The 21,604-nt window shown below is 51.6% G+C and carries 15 protein-coding genes; 6 read left to right on the top strand and 9 right to left on the bottom strand.

Annotated features, from left to right (window positions below; genetic code table 11):
* Positions 1-28 precede the first annotated feature (28 nt).
* Positions 29-736, top strand: coding sequence for a hypothetical protein (locus tag MCJ35_RS12220; RefSeq protein WP_050927220.1), 708 nt, complete (start codon positions 29-31; stop codon positions 734-736).
* Between the two features lie 173 nt (positions 737-909).
* Here the strand turns inward: MCJ35_RS12220 and MCJ35_RS12215 are convergent, their stop codons facing one another.
* Together MCJ35_RS12215 and mnmL are read right to left on the bottom strand one after the other, a co-directional pair.
* Complete coding sequence (locus MCJ35_RS12215) at positions 910-2,106, bottom strand: NADP-dependent isocitrate dehydrogenase (RefSeq protein ID WP_025486972.1); 1,197 nt, start codon at positions 2,104-2,106, stop codon at positions 910-912.
* A gap of 88 nt (positions 2,107-2,194) precedes the next feature.
* Positions 2,195-3,121 carry a tRNA modification radical SAM protein MnmL/YtqA gene (gene mnmL / locus MCJ35_RS12210; protein ID WP_025486973.1) on the bottom strand — a complete coding sequence of 309 codons (927 nt, stop codon included), beginning with the start codon at positions 3,119-3,121 and terminating at the stop codon, positions 2,195-2,197.
* Positions 3,122-3,306: 185 nt separating this feature from the next.
* Here mnmL and MCJ35_RS12205 point away from each other — a divergent pair, with 185 nt between their 5' ends.
* A complete protein-coding gene (locus MCJ35_RS12205) occupies positions 3,307-4,602 on the top strand; it encodes a galactokinase (protein ID WP_025486974.1) in 1,296 nt (431 codons plus the stop codon).
* 125 nt (positions 4,603-4,727) lie between these two features.
* The gene (locus MCJ35_RS12200) at positions 4,728-5,477 is read left to right on the top strand and encodes an SIR2 family NAD-dependent protein deacylase (protein WP_025486975.1); all 750 of its coding nucleotides are present in this window, start codon (positions 4,728-4,730) and stop codon (positions 5,475-5,477) included.
* 659 nt (positions 5,478-6,136) lie between these two features.
* Here MCJ35_RS12200 and MCJ35_RS12195 read toward each other — a convergent pair.
* The 7 genes from MCJ35_RS12195 to MCJ35_RS12165 form a co-directional block, all read right to left on the bottom strand.
* Positions 6,137-7,594 (bottom strand): nicotinate phosphoribosyltransferase, encoded by a 1,458-nt coding sequence (locus MCJ35_RS12195; RefSeq protein ID WP_025486976.1) that lies wholly within the window; start codon positions 7,592-7,594, stop codon positions 6,137-6,139.
* Positions 7,595-7,766: 172 nt separating this feature from the next.
* A complete protein-coding gene (locus tag MCJ35_RS12190) occupies positions 7,767-8,939 on the bottom strand; it encodes an efflux RND transporter periplasmic adaptor subunit (protein WP_008716850.1) in 1,173 nt (390 codons plus the stop codon).
* Positions 8,940-8,960: 21 nt separating this feature from the next.
* Complete coding sequence (locus tag MCJ35_RS12185; RefSeq protein WP_025486977.1) at positions 8,961-9,641, bottom strand: HlyD family secretion protein; 681 nt, start codon at positions 9,639-9,641, stop codon at positions 8,961-8,963.
* Positions 9,642-9,707: 66 nt separating this feature from the next.
* Entirely contained in the window at positions 9,708-11,552 is a 1,845-nt protein-coding gene (locus tag MCJ35_RS12180) for an ABC transporter ATP-binding protein (protein WP_025486978.1), read from the bottom strand.
* The gene (locus MCJ35_RS12175; RefSeq protein WP_025486979.1) at positions 11,549-13,276 is read right to left on the bottom strand and encodes an ABC transporter ATP-binding protein; all 1,728 of its coding nucleotides are present in this window, start codon (positions 13,274-13,276) and stop codon (positions 11,549-11,551) included. Before MCJ35_RS12175 ends, MCJ35_RS12180 begins: the two co-directional genes overlap by 4 nt.
* Before the next feature lies 1 nt (position 13,277).
* On the bottom strand, positions 13,278-13,904 hold the full coding sequence (locus MCJ35_RS12170) for a cytidylate kinase-like family protein (protein WP_025486980.1): 627 nt from the start codon (positions 13,902-13,904) through the stop codon (positions 13,278-13,280).
* Positions 13,901-14,401: a MarR family winged helix-turn-helix transcriptional regulator gene (locus tag MCJ35_RS12165; RefSeq protein WP_025486981.1), complete on the bottom strand. Its 501-nt coding sequence runs from the start codon at positions 14,399-14,401 to the stop codon at positions 13,901-13,903. The genes MCJ35_RS12170 and MCJ35_RS12165 overlap by 4 nt, the downstream gene beginning before the upstream one ends.
* A gap of 547 nt (positions 14,402-14,948) precedes the next feature.
* Here MCJ35_RS12165 and ileS point away from each other — a divergent pair.
* From ileS to metF, 3 genes are all read left to right on the top strand, one after another.
* Positions 14,949-18,083 (top strand): isoleucine--tRNA ligase, encoded by a 3,135-nt coding sequence (ileS, locus tag MCJ35_RS12160; protein ID WP_008716841.1) that lies wholly within the window; start codon positions 14,949-14,951, stop codon positions 18,081-18,083.
* A gap of 62 nt (positions 18,084-18,145) precedes the next feature.
* The gene (locus MCJ35_RS12155; RefSeq protein ID WP_025486982.1) at positions 18,146-20,599 is read left to right on the top strand and encodes a glycogen/starch/alpha-glucan phosphorylase; all 2,454 of its coding nucleotides are present in this window, start codon (positions 18,146-18,148) and stop codon (positions 20,597-20,599) included.
* Between the two features lie 123 nt (positions 20,600-20,722).
* Positions 20,723-21,601: a methylenetetrahydrofolate reductase [NAD(P)H] gene (gene metF / locus MCJ35_RS12150; protein WP_008716838.1), complete on the top strand. Its 879-nt coding sequence runs from the start codon at positions 20,723-20,725 to the stop codon at positions 21,599-21,601.
* Positions 21,602-21,604: the final 3 nt, after the last annotated feature.

Below are 21,604 nucleotides of genomic sequence, written 5' to 3'. Positions count from 1 at the left end.
TCTCTTTTTAATCAATAAGGGGGTAACTATGAAAAGAATCATCCTAACCGCATTATTATCAATCAGTATGAGTTTTACCGCATTTGCCGGACAGTGGCAAAAGGACGCCAATGGCTGGTGGTATCAATATGATGATGGCTCTTATCCATATGATGAATGGATTCTAATACAATCCGAATGCTACTATTTTGATCATAATGGATATATGCTTTCTGACACAATAACCCCGGATGGATACCAGGTGGACAAGGATGGAAAATGTAATGCCGGGCCTAAAGCAGTCAGTAATAATGGCATCCGGTGCTGGAATGAAAACGCATCCATAGCGATTGAAGGCGAACCGGTTCCTCTCTATGAAAGTGAATACCATCATGGTAAACTGTGTTATATTTTAGATGACAGTGTAGGCACATTCCGCTTACCCAGTTCAAAATGTAATATTAATCCTGCCGGTCATGAGATATGGCTTCGCGGCATAATATATCCGGATGGTCAAATCATGTCCTTGAAGGAAACCGTGGTTTATCCACTTGAATACGATCGGGATTACAATATGGATTTTACCGGGGAAGGCCTATCTGCTTATGAGCTGTCACAATTTTGCAACGACCATGATGTTAACATTTGGATTGAAATAGTGGATAAAGAAACTGAAATCCCTATGGGATATTGCAGTCAGCGGGTTGTTCTTAGATACGCTTCCCCGGCAAGTATCCCGACAGGTGAGATTGGGTAAACCAGGCGCTGCCCCCAGTGCTAAAGCGTCCGTATCTCTGTACAGCAATAGCTCTGTACAGCAATAGGTTGGGAATATCTTTCAAACGAAGAACAGTGTGCCTGGCTGATATAATATCCATACGCCATGCACACTGTTTTATTATTTTTAATTTAATTTGAAAATACCAATATCTATAGCCTGCGCGCAATCGCTTTTATAAAGTCCTCACTGTTCAGTACAACCGGATTTGGATTGGTTGTGATCAGGGCCAGGTCCTTGGTCATCTCGCCTTCCTCAATGGTATCCAAGGTGGCCTTCTCCAGCCTGTCTGCAAATTCCATCAGTTCCTTATTGCCGTCCAGTTCGCCGCGCTTACGAAGGGCGCCTGTCCATGCGAAGATGGTGGCAACGGAGTTGGTGGAGGTTTCCTCGCCCTTTAAGTGCTTATAGTAATGACGCTGTACGGTGCCGTGGGCGGCCTCATACTCGAAGTTGCCGTCCGGTGACACCAGGACAGAGGTCATCATGGCCAGGGAACCGAAGGCAGAGGAAATCATATCGCTCATCACATCGCCGTCATAGTTCTTGCAGGCCCAGATATAGCCGCCCTCGGACTTCATGACACGGGCAACCGCATCATCAATCAGGGTGTAGAAATAAGTGATTCCGGCGTCCTCGAATTTCTTTGCGTATTCCGCATCAAAAATATCCTGGAAAATATCCTTGAAGGTATGGTCATACTTTTTGGAAATGGTATCCTTGGTGGCAAACCACAGGTCCTGTCTGGTATCAAGGGCATAGTTGAAACAGCTTCTGGCAAAGCTTTCAATGGATCTGTTCACATTGTGCATGCCCTGTACGATTCCCGGGCAGTTAAAGCTGTGGATCAGTTCACGGCTCTCCGTTCCGTCTTCAGCCGTGTATACCAGCTCTACCTTCCCGGGTCCCGGAATCTTCATCTCAGACGCCTTATAGACATCGCCGTAAGCGTGTCTTGCAATGGTGATGGGCTTTTTCCAGCACTTTACGCATGGCTCAATCCCCTTCACCACAATGGGGGCGCGGAACACGGTGCCGTCCAGGATGGCACGGATGGTGGCGTTTGGACTTTTCCACATTTCCTTCAGATGATATTCCTCCACTCGGGCAGCGTTGGGGGTGATGGTGGCGCACTTGACGGCCACACCGTACTTCTTGGTGGCGTTGGCAGAATCGATGGTTACCTGGTCATCGGTTTCATCCCTGTATTCCAGGCCAAGGTCGTAGTACTCTGTCTTCAGATCTATGTACGGCAGAAGCAGGTTGTCCTTAATCATCTGCCAGAGAATCCTTGTCATCTCATCGCCGTCCATCTCTACGATGGGGGTGGTCATCTTAATTTTGTCCATACTATGTCCTCCTGATTTTTCGCATTATGTTATAGTATACGACGAATTGCTTTTCAGCACAAGGGTTTCATTCCCTAAAAATTGGGATTCATAGAGGAAAATGCTTTCCCTGCCACGTATCCCTTTCCTTAAAACGCCGGTGAAGGCTGTTCAGCACAAGGCGCTTATTCCCGCTCCACAGCGGGGAAACCAAAAGCTTTTTGGGACCGTCCCCTGTAATCCGGTGGATGGTCATGTCAGGGGGGAGCAGTTCCACACAGTCAATCACAAGGTCAAGGTATTCCTCCATGGACAGCACCGGAAAGGGGGTATCCCGGTAAATCCTGGCCAGGTCCGTGCCGTTCAGGATGTGGAGCAGCTGAAGCTTGATGCCGTCCACCACACCCTTCGCCAGATACCTTACCGTCTCAAGCATCATTTCCCTGGTTTCACCAGGAAGTCCCAGGATAACGTGGACAATGACCGTAATCCCTGCCTCCTTAAGCCGGAGAAGGGCGGATTCGAAGACAGGCAGGGGATAGCCCCTGCGGATGAAACGGGCCGTGGATTCGTGGATGGTCTGCAGTCCAAGTTCCACCCACACCGGTTTTATTGAATTAAGTTCCCGCAGCAGATCCACCACTTCAGGCCCCAGGCAGTCCGGCCTGGTTGCAACGGACAGGGCAGCTATGTCAGGGTGGCGGATAGCGTCTGTGAATATGGCCCTGAGATGGGACAGCGGGGCATAGGTGTTGGTATAGGACTGGAAATAGGCGATATAGGAACCAGGGCCGGACATTTTTCTTTGCACCTGCAGCTTGGCAGCTTCAATCTGTTCATGGACAGAATCCATCACAGGTGCGGCAAAGTCCCCGGAGCCTCCTGCGCTGCAGAAGATACATGGGCCGCTGCCAAGGGTCCCGTCACGGCCCGGGCAGGTCATGCCGCCGTTTAAGGAAAGCTTATACACTTTTTGACCAAATTGTTTTTTTAACTCATAGTCCAGGGAATGATAGGGTTTACCGTTCCAGTCCATATCAGGGGCACCGCCTTTTTAGAATTTTCATTTTTGGATTATAGCAGGAAACCGGGGGCATTTCCATAAAAATTGATACAAAGACATAAAATATTCTATTGTGGGCACAGGCCATGCTGTGATAAACTAATCCCAGACAGGGGTGCCCGCCCCTGATTTTGTGTATGATAAAGGAGAGGTAAGGCATGAAGGTAAATGAGACCATTCAGATGATGGAAAGTGAAGGCGCTAAAACACTTCTGGCTAAGTTATACGGAGAGGATGCCGTGGCAGGGAACGTGGCGCGGTATCAGGAACTGCTGAAAGGATATGAGAAGACCTTTGGGGACAGCGGGGACGTGCTCTTATTTTCCTCACCGGGACGCACGGAAATCAGCGGAAACCATACGGACCACAATCACGGCAAGGTGCTGGCGGGAAGCATTAACCTGGATTGCGTGGGCGTTGCCGCAAAAAACAGCTCCAGCCATGTACATATTGTAAGTGAGACATACAACCAGGACTTTACCATCGATCTGAACCATCTGGAACCCAGTGAGAAAAAGGCGGGGACCGTGGACCTGGTAAAGGGCCTTTTAAAGGGATTTGAGGAGTCCGGGTATTCGGTGGGCGGATTTAATGCATATATAACAAGCAATGTCATCAGCGCGGCAGGCGTCAGTTCATCCGCATCCTTTGAGATGCTCCTGTGTTCCATGCTGAATACATTTTTCAATGAGGGCCGTATGGATACCGTGGCCTATGCCCATATTGGCAAATACTCCGAGAATAACTACTGGGACAAGGCCTCAGGCCTTCTGGACCAGATGGCCTGCGCGGTGGGCGGGCTGATTACCATTGACTTCGTGGAACCCAGCGCACCGGCAGTGGAGAAGATAGATTTTGACTTTGGCTCACAGAACCACAGCCTGATCATCGTACAGACCGGAAAAGGCCATGCGGACCTGAGCGCCGATTATTCATCCGTCCCCAATGAGATGAAGAAGGTGGCTCAGTTCTTTGGCAAGGAAGTTCTGTCACAGGTGACAGAGGAGGAGGTAATCAGTAACCTGGCAGAAGTGCGCCAGTTTGCAGGCGACCGTTCCGTGCTGCGCGCCCTGCATTTCTTTGAGGAGAACAAGAGGGTGGAAGCAGAGGTGGCAGCCTTAAAGGAGAACCGTTTTGAAGACTTCTTAGCCAATATCACAGCTTCCGGCAATTCCTCCTGGAAATGGCTCCAGAACTGCTTTACCAACAGCAATTATCAGGAACAGGGAATCACCGTGACCCTGGCCCTCACGGAACTGTTCATTGCCGGGAAGCAGAAAGGCGCCTGCCGTGTCCACGGAGGCGGGTTCGCCGGTGTCATCATGGCCATGCTGCCCAACGAACTGGTGGATGAATACATCACCTACATTGAAAACTGCACAGGCAAGGGAAGCGCCTTCAGGATGAGCATCCGTCCCTACGGAGCCATCTGTGTCAACGGGTACATAAAATAAAACAGGGCAGTACTGCCTGCGTGTTTTGTCGATGAAAGGGCGGTAAATATTGTGAAATCCAGTGGTCATCAAGGGGACATTGCGGTATAATGGGACTCAGAAATGAGATAGGGAGGAGAATCAGTATGATAGGTGAGGAAACATTGAAACTCCTGAAAGAGGCATTGGCTGAGAGCCGTTATACGGTAGCTGTCTGCGGTTCCGGAATGCTGGAGGAAGGCGGTATCTTAGGACTTAAACAGGAGGGACGTGCCTATGAGATTGAGCAGGAATATGGGCAGTCCCCGGAGGAGCTGTTCCATATATCCTGTTTTTCCAGGAGACCGGAACTGTTCTATGATTTTTACAGGCGTGAGATACTGGAGAAGATACCAAGGATGACCCCGTCCGTGGAGGCGCTGACAGAGATGGAAAGGCGCGGTATGCTCCAGTGCATGGTGACCACCAGCATTTACGACCTGCCAAGGTCCGCTGAGACAAAAAACGTGATATACCTCCACGGCGGGATATATGAAAATACATGCACCCACTGTGGAAAGCATTACTCCATGGACTACATAAGGAATTCCAGGCACGTCCCCCTGTGTGAGGACTGCGGCCACATCATCCGCCCAGGCACGTTCCTGTACGGGGAAATGGTGGACAGCCAGATGGTAAGCCGCACCACCCAGGAGATATCCAAAGCCGATGTACTCCTTGTTCTTGGAACAAGCCTGCGCTCCGATGTATACAGTCATTATATCCGGTATTTCCAGGGAAAGAAGATGATAATCATCCACAGGGCGCCCAGGCCTTTGGATGAGAAGGCGGATATGGTGATATATGATCTGCCCCAGAATGTGCTGCCGTTGTTGGTGGGGGATGGGGGTTTATGATTTAAAGCGTCTCCTGTGGCCGCAGAGGACATTTGTGATACAGTGGATGCACCGTTTCTTTTGGACGCACTACAAGAAAACCTATCCAAAGATGAGGGCGGATTGATGGCACTTACTTTTGAGCAGAAAACAGGATTGCCAATACTGATGTCCGATGAAGATTGTAAAGAGTAATGTGGTCTGTTGCAAACCGTAGTCATGCACCAATTGAAATATACCATGGTTATCATTGTATTTGCTTTTTCGTTATGATAAAATGTCTATGTATAATCTAACAGAAGTCAGAGGATAGTCTGATGGTTTCCTTCGGAAATAAACGAAGGAGGAAATGTATAATGGATACACTTGAAGTGTTGACATTAGTGCTGGTGATTTTTGCGGCATTAACTTACATAGACAATCATCATGACAAAAAATAGCTATCCTCTACTGGCATAGAGGATAGCGCGTAACTAAAAATTATGTAGTTATCCGAAGCGCAATCATCAGACCAGCTAATGTCTTTTGATTACTTCTAAGTAAATTATACACGGAGGACTTGAATTTTTCAAGTCCTCTTTTTTGGTTTTGTCAGCAGCCCATTTCATAATATGTGCCTTGTTCCCTGTAAACTGACCTTACCGGGAGTAGGGATAGAATCCCACCCCTTAAATCCAACTTTAATTCCTATGGAACGAATCCAACAGCTGATTCTTAATATGCCACAATTCATTCGACAGATCCACATGGACCGTGTGCGGGTTAATCAGACGTTTGGACTCATCCCAGAGCGTGTCCAGTTCCTTCTTGCAGTAGGCCTGGATATCCATTACCTTAGGGGAATCGTATACGCACTGGCCGTTCAGGAAGATGGGCACAAGCAGTTCCCTTAAGGTATAGCTGCCAGGGGCCAGCATGGTCTTTTTCCAGGTTTCAATGGGGTCGAAGAGCAGCAGGGAGTTTTCCGTGTTGAACTCCTCGCCTACCAGGCAGATTAAATCGGCGATGATCTTGCCTGTGGCCTTGTCGTAAATGCGCTGTATGGTCTTGTTGCAGGGGTTGGTGATCTTCTCTGCGTTTTCTGAAAGCTTGATCTTGGGGATGAACTGTCCGGTGGCCTTGTCCTTAACGGCCGCCAGCTTGTACACTCCGCCAAAGGACGGGCAGTCCTTGGCTGTAATCAGGTTAGTGCCGACGCCCCAGGAGTTGATGGTTGCGCCCTGCATCTTCAGGGAGTTAATCAGGTTTTCATCCAGGTCATTGGAAGCGGAGATGACTGCATCCGGGAATCCGGCGTCGTCCAGCATTTTCTTGGCCTTCTTGGACAGGTAGGCCAGGTCGCCGCTGTCCAGGCGGATACCGTAAAAGGTAAGGGGGATTCCGGCTTCACGCATCTCCTTAAATACCTTGATGGCATTGGGGACGCCGGAGTCCAGGGTGTCATAGGTGTCTACCAGCAGGATGCATGCGGACGGATACAGCTTGGCGTAGGTGCGGAAGGCCGTAAGCTCATCCGGGAAACTCATGATCCAGCTGTGTGCATGGGTACCCTTGACCGGAACATCGAACATCTTGCCGCAGAGCACATTGGAGGTGCCGATACAGCCCGCAATCATGGCGGCCCTTGCGCCGTAAACGCCTGCGTCCGGTCCCTGCGCGCGGCGCAGACCGAATTCCATGACGCCGTCGCCCTTGGCCGCATACACGATGCGCTCGGTCTTGGTGGCTATCAGGCTCTGGTGGTTGATGATATTGAGCAGGGCCGTCTCCACCAGCTGCGCCTGCATGATGGGGGCGATGACCTTGACCAGCGGTTCCCTTGGGAAGACGATGGTCCCCTCCGGAATCGCGTAGATATCCCCGGTAAAGCGGAAGCCGCGGAGATATTTTAAGAAGTCCTCCTCGAATATACCCAGGCTTCCCAGGTACTCAATGTCGCTTTCGTCAAAATGCAGGTCCCTGATGTATTCAATCACCTGCTCCAGCCCGGCGCAGATGGCAAAGCCATTGCCGTGGGGATTGGTGCGGTAGAACATGTCAAAGATGACTGTCTCGTTGGCGTCTTTTTCCTTAAAATATCCCTGCATCATGGTCAGTTCATACAGGTCTGTCAGTAACGTAAGATTTCTCTGTTCCATATAGGTTCCTCCCTGGTGCGTGGCCGGGAGCTGTCCGCGGATATGCGGAATCGCTGTATTTTGACGGCTGCGCTTGTATGTTGCTAAGTAGTATAGCACAGATTTTACAAAAGGCAAAGGAAATGTTAAAAATATAACAATCCTTACTGCGGCACCGTTCGCTGTTTCCGGCCTATTTGACGGTCAGTACCCGCACCTTCATGCCGTCCTCCAGGGAATGGCTGCTTTGCAGGATTACCTCATTGTCCTGGGTAAGACCCTGGGTTATTTCCATGTAGGCGTTTTTCTTCCTGCCCTTGGTGACAGGCGTTTTCACGGCCTGTTCCCCGGACACCACATATACATAATCCCCATCATCATCGGTAAAGATGCATTTGGATGGAATATATACGGATGCGGAAGGTTCATTGACAGAGGCGCGGACATCTGCCATAAGACCGGTGTCGTGCAGGCTGTCATCAGCGTCCAGCAGGATTTTGACGGTATACATGCCTGTTTTGGAATCGCAGACAGCAGAGATTTCAGATATGCTGCCGCGGCAGGTCTTTCCGGCGGACTGGAGACTTATATCCATGGGCATGCCCTTTGCCAGCTGGCCGATATCCGTGTCAGCTACCTGGATTTCCACCTTTTCCCCGCTGTCATCCATGACGGTTGCGCCTGTATCCTGGGGGGACACGGTCTGGCCGGTTTCCACATTGATTTTGGTTATCATTCCGGTGATGGGAGAGGTGACGGCACAGTCGTCGTATTTTTTCTGGGCAATGTCAAGGGCTGCCTTGGCGCTGTCCAGCTGGGCCTTGGCTGAATCGTAATTGCCGTCCTGGCCGTTCCTGGCTGCCTGGAGCTTTGCCTCGGCTGAATCCATCCTGGATCTTGCATTTTCAAAATCCACCTGGGAGATTGCATTGGCAGCGTAAAGGGCCTGCATACGGGCAAAATTATTTTTGGCGTCCGTGTACTCGATTTCTGCCGGGGCCACGTTTGTATTCTGTTCGCTTGCCTTTTTTGCAATGCCGAATGCTGCCTGGGCAGCATCGTATCCGGCCTGGGCCTGCTGCAGGGAGAGGGCGGCATTGGTGTCATCCACCTGGAATATCACATCCCCCTTGTTCACATGCTGTCCTTCGGAAGCAATGATTGCAGTTACCTTGCCGCTGGTTTCCGGCATGATGTCAATGGTGCTCATGGCCTCCACGGTTCCCTGCCATACCATGGAGGACAGGTCCCTGCCTGATTTTGCAATGGCGGTTGTCACCTCGGTCTGGCTGCTGTTACCGGAGCATCCGGTGATAAGGCTGGCGGCCAGCATAAGGCCGGCTCCGATTCCTATTAATTTCTTCATTATGATTCCTCCCGTTTTTCCTTATTTCAAATGTACCTTTACAGATGCGTTCATTCCGAACACCAGAGGCAGGTTTTCCTTGTTCTCGATGGTGACCTTGATGGGAATCAGCTGTGTGACCTTGGTGTAGGTCCCGCTGGTGGAAAAGCTGGTGGTGTTGGTGAAATAAGTCTGGGTTGCCGGGTCGATTTCAGTTACCTGTCCCTTAAATGTCCTGTGGGGATATGCGTCCAGCCTGACATCCACCAGCTGGCCCAGATGGATTTTCATGATATCTGTTTCCTCCACATTGACACCGATATACAGGTTGGAGGTGTCGGCAATCACTGCCAGGGGCGTGCCTGCGGCCACGGTCTGGTTGGCCGCGCCGTCATTCTTGACAACGGTTCCTGTTATGGGGGACGTGATATACGGAAGCACTTCCTGACGGCCCAGCACCTGGTCCTGTTCCACCAGGTCGCCGTTCTCCACATCCCAGGATATCAGTTTCCCGCTGGTAACTGGCATGACGGAATAGAGCTTTGCCGTAACCTTGGCGTTATCCGTGCTGAAATAGTTCGTGCTTACGCTGAACAGGTAATAACCGGTGCAGCATCCGATGATGACCACGGCGAAGAGCAGGGGGTAGAGGATTTTTTTGAGTTTTCCCTTCCTGCCGCTGGTTTCTTCCCCATCTATATTGTTCTGGATTTTATCGTTCATTTCATTCACCTTTCATTTTCTTTCATGAAGCCTCAGGCCTTCCGCCATTGGGCGTGCGGGATGGCGCTAAGTGTTCAGTGCGAACTGGCTTTGATATAAGTCGGCGTAGAAGCCCTTCCTCTCCAGCAGTTCCTGGTGGTTACCCTGTTCGATGATGTCGCCGTCCTTCATGACCAGGATCAAATCAGCGTCCCGGATAGTGGACAGGCGGTGGGCAATGACAAAGCTGGTCCTGTTCTGCATCAGGTTGTTCATGGCATTCTGGATCAGAACCTCGGTCCTGGTGTCAATGGAGCTGGTGGCTTCATCCAGGATAAGGATCCGCGGGTCTGCCAGGATGGTCCTGGCAATGGTTAAAAGCTGTTTCTGGCCCTGGGACAGGTTGCTGGCCTCCTCATTAATCATCATATGATAGCCGCCCGGCATGGACCGGATGAATTCATCACAGTGGGCGGTCCTTGCGGCTGCCATGACTTCCTCATCGGTTTTATCAAAATTCCCGTACCGGATATTGTCCATGATGCTGGCGCTGTAGAGCCAGGTTTCCTGGAGTACCATGCCGAACACGGAGCGCAGGCCGTTCCTGGTGAAATCCAGGATGTTATGCCCGTCGATGAATATGCTGCCGCTGTTCAGTTCGTAGAACCGCATAAGCAGCTTTACCACCGTTGTCTTGCCCGCGCCGGTGGGGCCTACGATGGCAATGGTCTGGCCCGCGTGGATGACCGAGGAAAAGTCATGGATGATCAGTTTGTCGGGACGGTAGCCAAAATGCACATGGGAAAATTCCACATCCCCCCGCACCTGTTCCGGCTGTATGGGCGTCTGAGTCTCAGGAACCTCCTCCTGCTCATCCAGGAATTCAAACACACGCTCCGCCGCAGCCGCCGTGGACTGGAGCGTGTTGGAGATATTGGCAATCTGGGTGATGGGCTGGGTAAAGGAGCGCATGTATTGTATGAAAGCCTGGATATCGCCGATGTCAATTACCTTTTTTACGGTCAGATATCCGCCTAACAGACATACGGACACATAGCCCAGGTTGCTGACGAATGACATGATGGGCATCATCATGCCGGACAGGAACTGGGATTTCCACGCTGATTTGTAAAGCTCATCGTTGATTTCCGTGAATTTTTCAATGGCCTCGGCCTCGCCGTTAAAGACCTGGACCACATTATGGCCGCCGTATATTTCCTCGATGTGTCCGTTGAGCATTCCAAGGCTTTTCTGCTGGCCCTTGAAATAGCGCTGGGATTTCTTCACAACGCCCATGATCAGGCCCATGGAGAGGGGCAGTACCATGACGGCCACCAGGGTCATCCGGATGCTGATGGATATCATCATGATCAGGACGCCCACCAGGGTCGCGACCGAGGTGATGATCTGCGTAAGGCTCTGGTTCAGGGTCTGGCTCACCGTATCCACGTCATTGGTGATGCGGGACAGCACCTCGCCGTGGGTCCTGGTGTCGTAGTAGCTTAAGGGCAGCCGGTTCATTTTCATTGATATGTCCTTGCGGAACTGGTAAGTGACCTTCATGCTGACACCCGACATGATATAGCTCTGCAGATAGGAAAATACAGCCGATATCAGGTACAGCACCACCAGCAGCAGGAGACAGTTCCTTATGTAGCGGAAATCGGTGAGAAGTCCGGTGCCCATCATCCAGGCCATCATGCCTTCAAACAGCTTGGTGGTGGCCTTGCCAAGGACCTTGGGTCCTATGATGGAGAAGACGGAGGAACATGCGGCAAACAGGATGACCACGGCAACCGAGGCTTTGTACACCATCAGGTATTGTAGGAGATGGAGCATGGTGCCCTTGAAATCCTTTGCCTTCTCACCAGCCGCGCGGATGCCGCGGCCGCCGCCCATCCGGGGAGCGGATGATTGTTTTTGTTCTGTCATTGCAATTCCTCCTCGCTGAGCTGGGACAGTGCAATCTCACGGTAGACCTTACAGCCTGCCATAAGCTCGCGGTGGGTGCCCCTGCCCACCATCTTCCCGTGGTCCAGTACGATGATCTGGTCCGCGTTCATGATGGTGCTGATACGCTGTGCCACCAGGAACTGGGTCGTGTCACCGGTTTCTTCCCTCAGGGCCGCCCTCAGCTTTGCATCCGTCTTAAAATCCAGGGCGGAAAAACTGTCGTCAAATATATTGATGGGCGCATCCTTCACCAAAGCCCTGGCAATGGACAGCCGCTGCTTCTGACCGCCGGACACATTGCCTCCGCCCTGGGCAATCATGGTGTCAAAAAGGTCTGGTTTGGACTCAATGAACTCCATGGCCTGGGCGATGCGGGCGGAACGTTCAATCTGTTCCCCGCTGGCTGTCCGGTCGCCGTAAGCCAGGTTGGAGCGGATGGTGCCTGAGAACAGGATTCCTTTCTGGGGCACGAACCCAAGGCTCTGGCGAAGCTTGTGAAGGGGCCAGTCTTTGATGTTGACACCGTCAATGAGGATTTCGCCCCCGGTTACATCATAGAAACGTGGGAGCAGGTTGACCAGGGTGCTCTTGCCGCTGCCCGTGGCGCCGATGAAGGCGGTTATCTGTCCGGGAAGGGCAGTGAAGCTGATATCTGAAAGGACATCCCCGTCCCCGCCGGGATAGTGGAAGGACACATTGCGGTATTCCACCACGCCGCGGACCTTATCCGGGCATGATGGATGCCTGGGGTCGGTAATACTTGATTTAGTCTGAAGGACCTCCACCACACGGTTGATGGATACAATGGCCCTTGGGATCATGATGAACATCATGGACATCATCAGGAAGGCCATGATGATCTGCATCACGTACTGCATGTAGGCCATCATATCGCCCACCTCCATCTGGAAGCCGGAGACCTGGTTGGAGCCGACCCATATGACCAGCAGGGTTATGAGGTTCATGATGAGCATCATGGCAGGCATCATTCCTGACATGGTCCGGTTCACGAACAGGTTGGTCTTGGTCAGGTCCCGGTTTACCGTGTCGAACCTGTTTTCCTCAAATTCCTGGGTATCAAAGGCCCTGACCACCAGCATTCCTTCAAGGTTCTCGCGGACCACCAGGTTTAAGCGGTCGATGAGCTTTTGTACCACCTGGAATTTTGGCATCACAAGGCTGAACATGGAGAACACCACGGTAAACAGCAGGACCACGGCCAGGGCGATGATCCACGACATGGATTTATCCTTGGCCAGGGCGTGGAGGATGCCGCCCACAGCCATGATGGGCGCATAGAACACCATGCGTATCATCATGACAATCAGCATCTGTATCTGGGTGATGTCATTGGTGGTCCTGGTAATGAGGGAGGAGGTGGAGAAACGGTCCAGCTCCGCATTGGAGAACCCTTCCACGGATATGAATACATCCCGGCGCAGTCCGCGGCAGACGCCTGCAGCTGCCCTGGCTCCTAAGAAACCCACCGTGACGGTGCAGCACGCGCTGATCAGGGCGACTCCCAGCATCTTGAAGCCGGTGCCCACGATATAGGAGGTGTTGCCCGTGGTGATGCCGTCATTTACAATATCGGACATCAGGTCCGGCAGCGCCAGGTCGCATGATGCCTGGCCAAAGAGGAGCACGATGGCCAGCAGTATGTACAGTGTATATGGTTTGAAATATCGAAAAAGTACACTCAACTTATTCCTTCTTCCTGCTGCCGGATGCTCTGTCAGCCATGGCAGCTATAATATCGGCACATCCTTCATATCCGAAGGAACTGGTATTCAGGCAGATGTCATGGTTTTCCATCCTGCCCCATTCCTTTTCAGCAAACATCTTATAATATTCCCTTCTCTGCTGGTCCTTGCGCCGGATATAGGCTTCGATGTTCTTTAAGGGCACATGGTCCGTATGATGGATCCGCTGTATCCGTTCCTCCATGGAGGACGCATAGATGAAAATGTTCAGGGAACCGCACACATTTTTCAGGACCGTATCCGCACACCTTCCGATGAAAATCCCGGGACCTTCCATGGCCAGCCGCCGTATGGTCTCACTGACCGCCTCAAACTGCTGGTAAGGCTCAAACATCCGCCCGTAATCCTGCATGCTGCCCGCAAACACGGCAATGTCGTGGAGCAGGCTTCCGCTGCGTTTTTCATCCTTTTCCTTCAGGACCCCGGGATTCAGCCCGAACCGCTCCGCTGCCAGAAGCAGCAGTTCCCCGTCATAAAAAGGGATTCCGAGCTTATGGGACAGGATCCGTCCAACTTCCCGTCCTCCGCTTCCATATTGCCGTTCAATGGTAATGCAGCTGCGTCTCATGGCCGTTCCTCCGTTCTCTTTTTCCTGCGCTCCAGAAGCTGGTGCATCTCGTCCTCCATGATATCGGCCAGCTTTCCCCAGAGTCCGATGAGCCGGGATATATCCTCCGGTCCCATCCTCCGTATGATCTGTGATTTCAGAAGATCCATATCCCGGGCCGTGCTGGTCAGGATATCCCTGCCCGCAGGCGTCAGGCATACGAAAATATTCCTCCTGCTTCCGGTGTCGACTTTTCTTGTTATAAGTCCTTTTCCCTCCATGGTGTTAAGCAGGCGGGAGGCGGAAGAGGGCACGATTTTCATGCTTTCGGCCAGCTCCGACACATAGATGCCGATGGAACCCGGATGTTCCTTCACATACCGGTCAATCTGTTCCAATGCATAATATTCCGAATAAATCACCTGCTCGGATAAGATATTCAGCCTGATTTTCTTCATCCTTTGCATGATCTGCATCAGCTCTGACTGAAGTATTTTCTCATTCCGTTCATCCGACATGTTTTTCCTCCTTTTGGAAAAATAGTTAACAATGTTAAATATTTATAGTGTATAATATTAACGCCGTCAGTTGTATTTGTCAACAGTATATGATGGATTGTAACAGAATAATTACACCGGACAAGGGCTGTGTGTGATTAAAATTGCGGTTAAGGTTGACATTTCCCCAAGGCATTATTATAATAAAGAAGTTAAATGGTAAAAGCTGTGAAGGAGACAGTAGGTCTGCAGGAACGCCTCAGAGAGCCGGGGATGGTGGAAGCCCGGTGCCAGTAATGCAGGACTGAATATCACTCCGGAGCTGTCCGGCTGAGAAGATGGGACAAGGTCCGCAGGCATCCAGGGGATGCATGGACACGCCGCATGGTAAGCCGGGACGCAATTCCTGCGTTAAAGGGACTCATATGATGGTATGCAGTAATAGGTGGTTAAACGAAGGAGTTATTTACGGCTTTCGTCCTGTTCGGGACGGAAGCCTTTTTTATATGAATCCATATAACACAGCACATACCAGAGTATATAAAACTAGGAATGGAGGAATCCAAGGATGTATGACAAAGTCTCCACAGACCTTAAGTTTGTGGAAAGAGAAAAAGAAGTGGAAAAATTCTGGGAAGATGAGCACATCTTCGAGAAGAGCATCAAGATGCGCGAGGGCTGCAAGCCTTACGTGTTCTATGACGGACCGCCCACCGCCAACGGCAAGCCCCATATCGGCCACGTGGAAACCCGTGTCATCAAGGACATGATCCCGAGATACCGGGCCATGAAAGGCTACATGGTGCCGCGTAAGGCGGGATGGGATACCCACGGACTCCCCGTGGAGCTGGAAGTGGAGAAGAAACTGGGACTGGACGGCAAGGACCAGATTGAACAGTACGGGCTGGAGCCGTTCATCAGGGAGTGTAAGGAAAGCGTCTGGAAATACAAAGGCATGTGGGAGGATTTCTCCAACACCGTCGGTTTCTGGGCTGATATGGATGACCCATATGTGACTTATGAGAATAATTTCATTGAATCTGAGTGGTGGGCGTTAAAGCAGATCTGGGACAAGGGCCTTTTATACAAGGGCTTTAAGGTGGTTCCCTACTGTCCGCGCTGCGGGACCCCCCTTTCCTCCCATGAGGTTGCCCAGGGTTACAAGGATGTAAAAGAACGTTCCGCCATTGCGCGGTTTAAGGTAAAGGACGAGGATGCCTATATCCTGGCATGGACCACCACGCCCTGGACCCTTCCAAGCAACCTGGCCCTCTGCGTGAACCCGGTGGAGGATTATGTGAAGGTAAGGACCGGGGACGGCTATACCTATTATATTGCCCAGGCCCTGGCCGCCACCGTGCTGGGCGAGGATTACGAAGTACTTGAGAATTACAAGGGCAAGGATCTGGAATATAAGGAATACGAGCCTCTGTACGGGTGCTCCGTGCCCCTTGCTGAGAAGCAGCACAAGAAAGCATATTACGTGGTGTGCGACACCTACGTAACACTGACGGACGGTACGGGAATCGTACACATCGCCCCTGCATTCGGTGAGGACGATGCCAATGTGGGACGCAGATATGACCTTCCCTTTGTACAGCTGGTGGACGCAAAGGGTGATATGACAAGTGAGACACCATTTGCAGGCACCTTTGTCAAGGACGCAGACCCGCTGGTGTTAAAGGACCTGAAGTCAAGGGGGCTTCTGTTCTCAGCCCCTGCTTTTGAACACAGCTATCCCCACTGCTGGAGATGCGGCACACCGCTGATTTACTATGCAAGGGAATCCTGGTTCATCAAGATGACTGCTGTGAAGGAGGATCTGATCCGCAACAACAATACCATTAACTGGGTGCCTGACGCCATCGGCAAGGGCCGTTTCGGCGACTGGCTGGAGAATATCCAGGACTGGGGCATTTCCAGGAACCGGTATTGGGGAACGCCTCTTAATATCTGGGAGTGCGGGTGCGGACACCAGCATTCCATCGGAAGCATTGAAGAGTTAAAGAGCATGTCCGACAACTGTCCGGAGGACATCGAGCTTCACCGTCCGTATATTGACAATGTGAATATCAAGTGTCCCAAGTGCGGCGGGCTTATGAAGCGCGTTCCCGAGGTCATTGACTGCTGGTTTGACTCCGGCGCCATGCCATTTGCACAGCACCACTATCCATTTGAGAATAAGGAACTGTTTGAATCACAGTTCCCGGCACAGTTCATCTCCGAGGCAGTGGACCAGACCCGCGGATGGTTCTATTCCCTGCTGGCTGAATCCACCCTGCTCTTTAACAAGGCGCCTTATGAAAATGTTGTTGTCATGGGCCTGGTACTGGATGAGAACGGACAGAAGATGAGCAAGTCCAAGGGCAATGCGGTAGATCCCTTTGATACCCTGGCAGCCCATGGCGCGGATGCCATCCGCTGGTTCTTCTATACCTGCAGCGCGCCCTGGCTTCCCAAGAGATACCAGGACAAGGCCGTGACCGAAGGACAGCGTAAGTTCATGGGCACCCTGTGGAATACCTATGCATTCTGGGTACTCTATGCCAATATTGATAATTTCGACGCCACAAAGCACACCCTGGAGTACGATAAGCTTCCTGTCATGGATAAGTGGCTGCTTTCCAAGATGAACTCCATGGTTAAATGTGTGGATGATAACCTGATGAATTACCAGATTCCCGAGGCCGCAAGGTCACTGCAGGAGTTTGTGGATGACATGAGCAACTGGTATGTGCGCAGAAGCCGCGAGCGTTTCTGGGCCAAGGGCATGGAGCAGGATAAGGTTAATGCTTACATGACCCTCTATACCGCCCTTGTGACGGTTGCCAAGGCAGCGGCTCCCATGATTCCGTTCATGACAGAGCAGATTTACCAGAACATTGTCAGGAAGATTGATGCGGATGCGCCTGAAAGCGTTCACCTGTGCGACTTCCCTGAGGTGCAGGAGGCCTGGATTGACACCAGCCTGGAGCAGGACATGGATGAAGTCTTAAAGGCCGTGGTCATGGGCCGCGCCGCAAGGAATGCCGCCAACATCAAGAACCGCCAGCCTATTGCCCAGATGTATATCAAGGCTGACCACGCCCTGTCCGAGTTCTATGTGAAGATCATTGAGGATGAGCTGAATGTGAAGAAGGTGGCCTTCTCCGATGATGTGAGGGAATTTACCTCCTATACCTTTAAGCCCCAGCTTAAGACGGTGGGACCCAAGTACGGGAAACTCCTGGGACAGATCCGCCAGGCCCTTACGGATATTGACGGCAGCGCCGCCATGGATACGCTGAATGAAAGCGGCGCCCTGACCTTTGACTTCGCAGGGCAGGAAGTGGTGCTGACAAAGGACGACCTTCTGATTGACGTATCACAGAAGGACGGATATGTGACGGAAGAGGACAACTACCTGACCGTGGTGCTGGATACCAACCTGACACCGGAGCTGGTTGAGGAAGGCTTTGTCCGCGAGATCATCAGCAAGATCCAGACCATGCGTAAGGAAGCAGGTTTTGAGGTCATGGACCATATCGCTGTTTACCAGGATGACAATGACAGGATTGCAGAGCTTCTGAAGGCCAATGCAGACCAGATCAAGGCCGAGGTAATGGCTGATACCATCTTCCTTGGAAGGATGGGCGGCTACGCCAAGGAGTGGGGCATCAACGGCGAAAAAGTCATGCTTGGTGTTGAAAAGACCATGAAATAATGTTAATATGGGAGGCGGGGTTAAAAAACCCCGCCTATATGAGGATAGGGAGGATTGTGCCGATGAATAAAGGATTTGATAAAGTCACATTCAAGCGCAGCGTGATAGACAACGTGAAGAACATGTTCCGCCGTACCATTGACGAGGCTACGCCCCAGCAGGTATTCCAGGCGGTTGCCTATGCGGTAAAGGATGTTATCATCGACGAGTGGATAGCAACCCACAAAGAGTATGAAAAGAAAGATACAAAGACAGTATACTACCTGTCCATGGAATTCCTGATGGGCCGCGCCCTGGGCAACAACATCATCAACATATGCGCCCATGATGAGATTAAGGAAGTGCTGGATGAACTGGGATTTGATTTAAACCTGATTGAGGACCAGGAACCGGACGCTGCCCTTGGCAACGGCGGTCTGGGACGTCTGGCCGCGTGTTTCCTGGATTCCCTTGCGACGCTGGGATATCCTGCTTACGGCTGCGGCATCCGCTACCGCTACGGTATGTTCAAACAGAAGATTGAGAACGGCTACCAGATTGAGGTGCCGGATGAATGGCTGAAGGACGGCAACCCATTTGAAATCCGCCGCCCGGAGTATGCGCAGGAAGTTAAGTTCGGCGGCTATGTGCGCATTGAGAATGTGAACGGCGCCAACCATTTCGTGCAGGACGGCTATCAGACGGTCCGCGCCGTGCCTTATGACCTGCCGGTAATCGGTTACGGCAATAACGTGGTGAATACCCTGCGTATCTGGGATGCGGAGCCGGTGAATACATTTAACCTGGATTCCTTTGACCGGGGCGATTACCAGAAGGCAGTGGAGCAGGAGAACCTTGCCAAGACCATCGTGGAAGTGCTGTATCCCAACGACAACCACTATGCGGGCAAGGAACTGCGCCTGAAACAGCAGTATTTCTTCATCTCCGCCAGCGTGCAGAGGGCAATCACAAAGTATAAGGAAAAACATGACGATATCCGCAGGTTCCATGAGAAGGTGGCGTTTCAGCTGAACGATACCCACCCCACGGTTGCAATCCCTGAGCTGATGCGTATCCTTTTGGATGAGGAAGGCCTGAACTGGGATGAGGCATGGGAGGTGACCACCAAGACATGTGCGTACACCAACCACACCATCATGTCAGAGGCCCTGGAGAAATGGCCCATAGAGCTGTTCTCACGCCTGCTTCCAAGGATTTACCAGATTGTGGAGGAAATCAACCGCAGGTTCCAGAACCAGATCCAGTCCATGTATCCGGGCAACCAGGAGAAGCTGCGCAAGATGTCCATCATCTACGACGGACAGGTGAAGATGGCTTACATGGCCATTGCAGCCAGCTTTTCCGTCAACGGCGTTGCCAGACTGCACACCGAGATCCTTAAGAACCAGGAGTTAAAGGATTTCTATCAGATGATGCCGGAGAAGTTCAACAACAAGACCAACGGCATTACCCAGAGAAGGTTCCTGCTCCACGGCAATCCCCTGCTTGCTGACTGGGTGACCTCCAAGATCGGGGATGAGTGGATTACCAACCTTCCCCATATCAAGAAGCTGGAGATTTATGCGGACGATGAAAAGTGCCAGCAGGAATTCATGAACATCAAGTACCAGAACAAGATCCGACTGGCCAGATATATCAAGGAACACAACGGGATTGAGGTGGACCCCCGTTCTATCTTTGACGTACAGGTAAAGAGGCTTCACGAATATAAGCGCCAGCTGATGAACATCCTGCATGTGATGTATCTGTATAACCAGTTAAAGGATAATCCGGACATGGATATGGTGCCCAGGACATTCATCTTCGGCGCCAAGGCAGCGGCCGGTTATAAGCGCGCCAAGCTGACCATCAAGTTAATCAATTCCGTGGCGGATGTAATCAACAATGACAAGTCCATCGGAGGCAAGATTAAGGTGGTATTCATTGAGGATTACAGGGTAAGCAACGCAGAGCTTATCTTTGCGGCTGCTGATGTGAGTGAGCAGATTTCCACGGCCAGCAAGGAGGCTTCGGGCACGGGCAACATGAAGTTCATGCTCAACGGCGCCCTGACACTGGGCACCATGGACGGGGCCAATGTGGAGATTGTTGAGGAAGTGGGCAGCGAATATGCCTTCATCTTCGGCATGTCATCGGATGAGGTCATTAATTATGAGAATAACGGCGGATATTATCCAATGGATATCTTTAACAATGACCAGGAAATCCGCAGGGTGCTGATGCAGCTGATTAACGGCTACTATGCGCCGGATAACCCTGAGCTGTTCCGGGATATCTATAACTCCCTGCTGAATACCAAGAGCAGCGATAAGGCGGATACCTACTTCATCCTGAAGGATTTCCGTTCCTATGCAGAGGCCCATGCCAAGGTGGATAAGGCATACAGAGATGAGAAGTGGTGGGCCAAGGCAGCCATCCTCAATGTGGCTGACAGCGGTAAGTTTACATCCGACAGGACCATTGAGGAGTATGTAAGGGATATCTGGCACCTGAAAAAAGTGACGGTTGAGATGTAAATAGTAAGTGCACGTGGCTGCTGTATCATGCAGCAGCGCACATGCACTGTGTATCCATGCTCCGGCAATCCTGAATCAGAAAAGGGGGCCGGGGCATTTTGAGTAAAGAGAGGCAGAGCGATTATGAAGATTCGGGATATACTGGCACAGGGGAAGCCCACCCTGTCTTTTGAGGTATTTCCTCCTAAGACAGAAGATAACTATAATACGGTGGAGAAGGCGGCAAAAGAGATTGCCAAGCTTAAGCCGGCATTTATGAGCGTTACATACGGCGCAGGCGGAGGCACCAGCGATTATACGGTGGGCATTGCCTCGGACATCAAGGAGTACGGCGTGACGCCCCTGGCCCATCTGACCTGCGTGTCGTCCACCAGGGAGAAGGTACAGGGGGTGCTTAAGGAGCTGAAGGCACATGGGATTGAGAATGTGCTGGCCCTCAGGGGGGATATCCCTGAAAACGGACAGACCCCCAAGGTTTACCACTATGCGTCCGAACTGATTCGGGAAATCAAACAGTCGGGGGATTTCTGCATCGGCGCTGCCTGCTATCCGGAGGGCCATGTGGAATCCGCCAACAAGTCGGTGGACATGGACTATCTGAAACAGAAGGTGGAGGCTGGCTGCGATTTCGTGACCACCCAGATGTTTTTTGATAACAGCATCCTGTACAGCTATCTGTACCGCATCCGGGAAAAGGGAATCACGGTCCCTGTCATTGCCGGGATCATGCCGGTTACCAATGCGAAACAGATCAAGCGTATCACACAGATGTCCGGCACGTACCTGCCGTCCAGGTTCATGTCCATCGTGGACCGGTTCGGGGATCATCCGGCTGCCATGAAGCAGGCTGGCATTGCCTATGCAACGGACCAGATCATCGACCTGATTGCCAACGGGGTCAACGGAATCCACATCTATTCCATGAACAAGCCGGATGTGGCCGGGAAAATCAAGGAGAATCTTTCAGAAATACTTGGAAATGAGTACACATGCACGCCATAGGAG

Origin of the sequence: Enterocloster sp. OA13 (assembly GCF_022440595.1) — a bacterium.
In the GTDB taxonomy this organism is placed as follows: domain Bacteria; phylum Bacillota; class Clostridia; order Lachnospirales; family Lachnospiraceae; genus Enterocloster; species Enterocloster hominis.
Note: the sequence above shows the minus strand (reverse complement) of the source record. Positions and strands in the feature narration are given on the sequence as shown.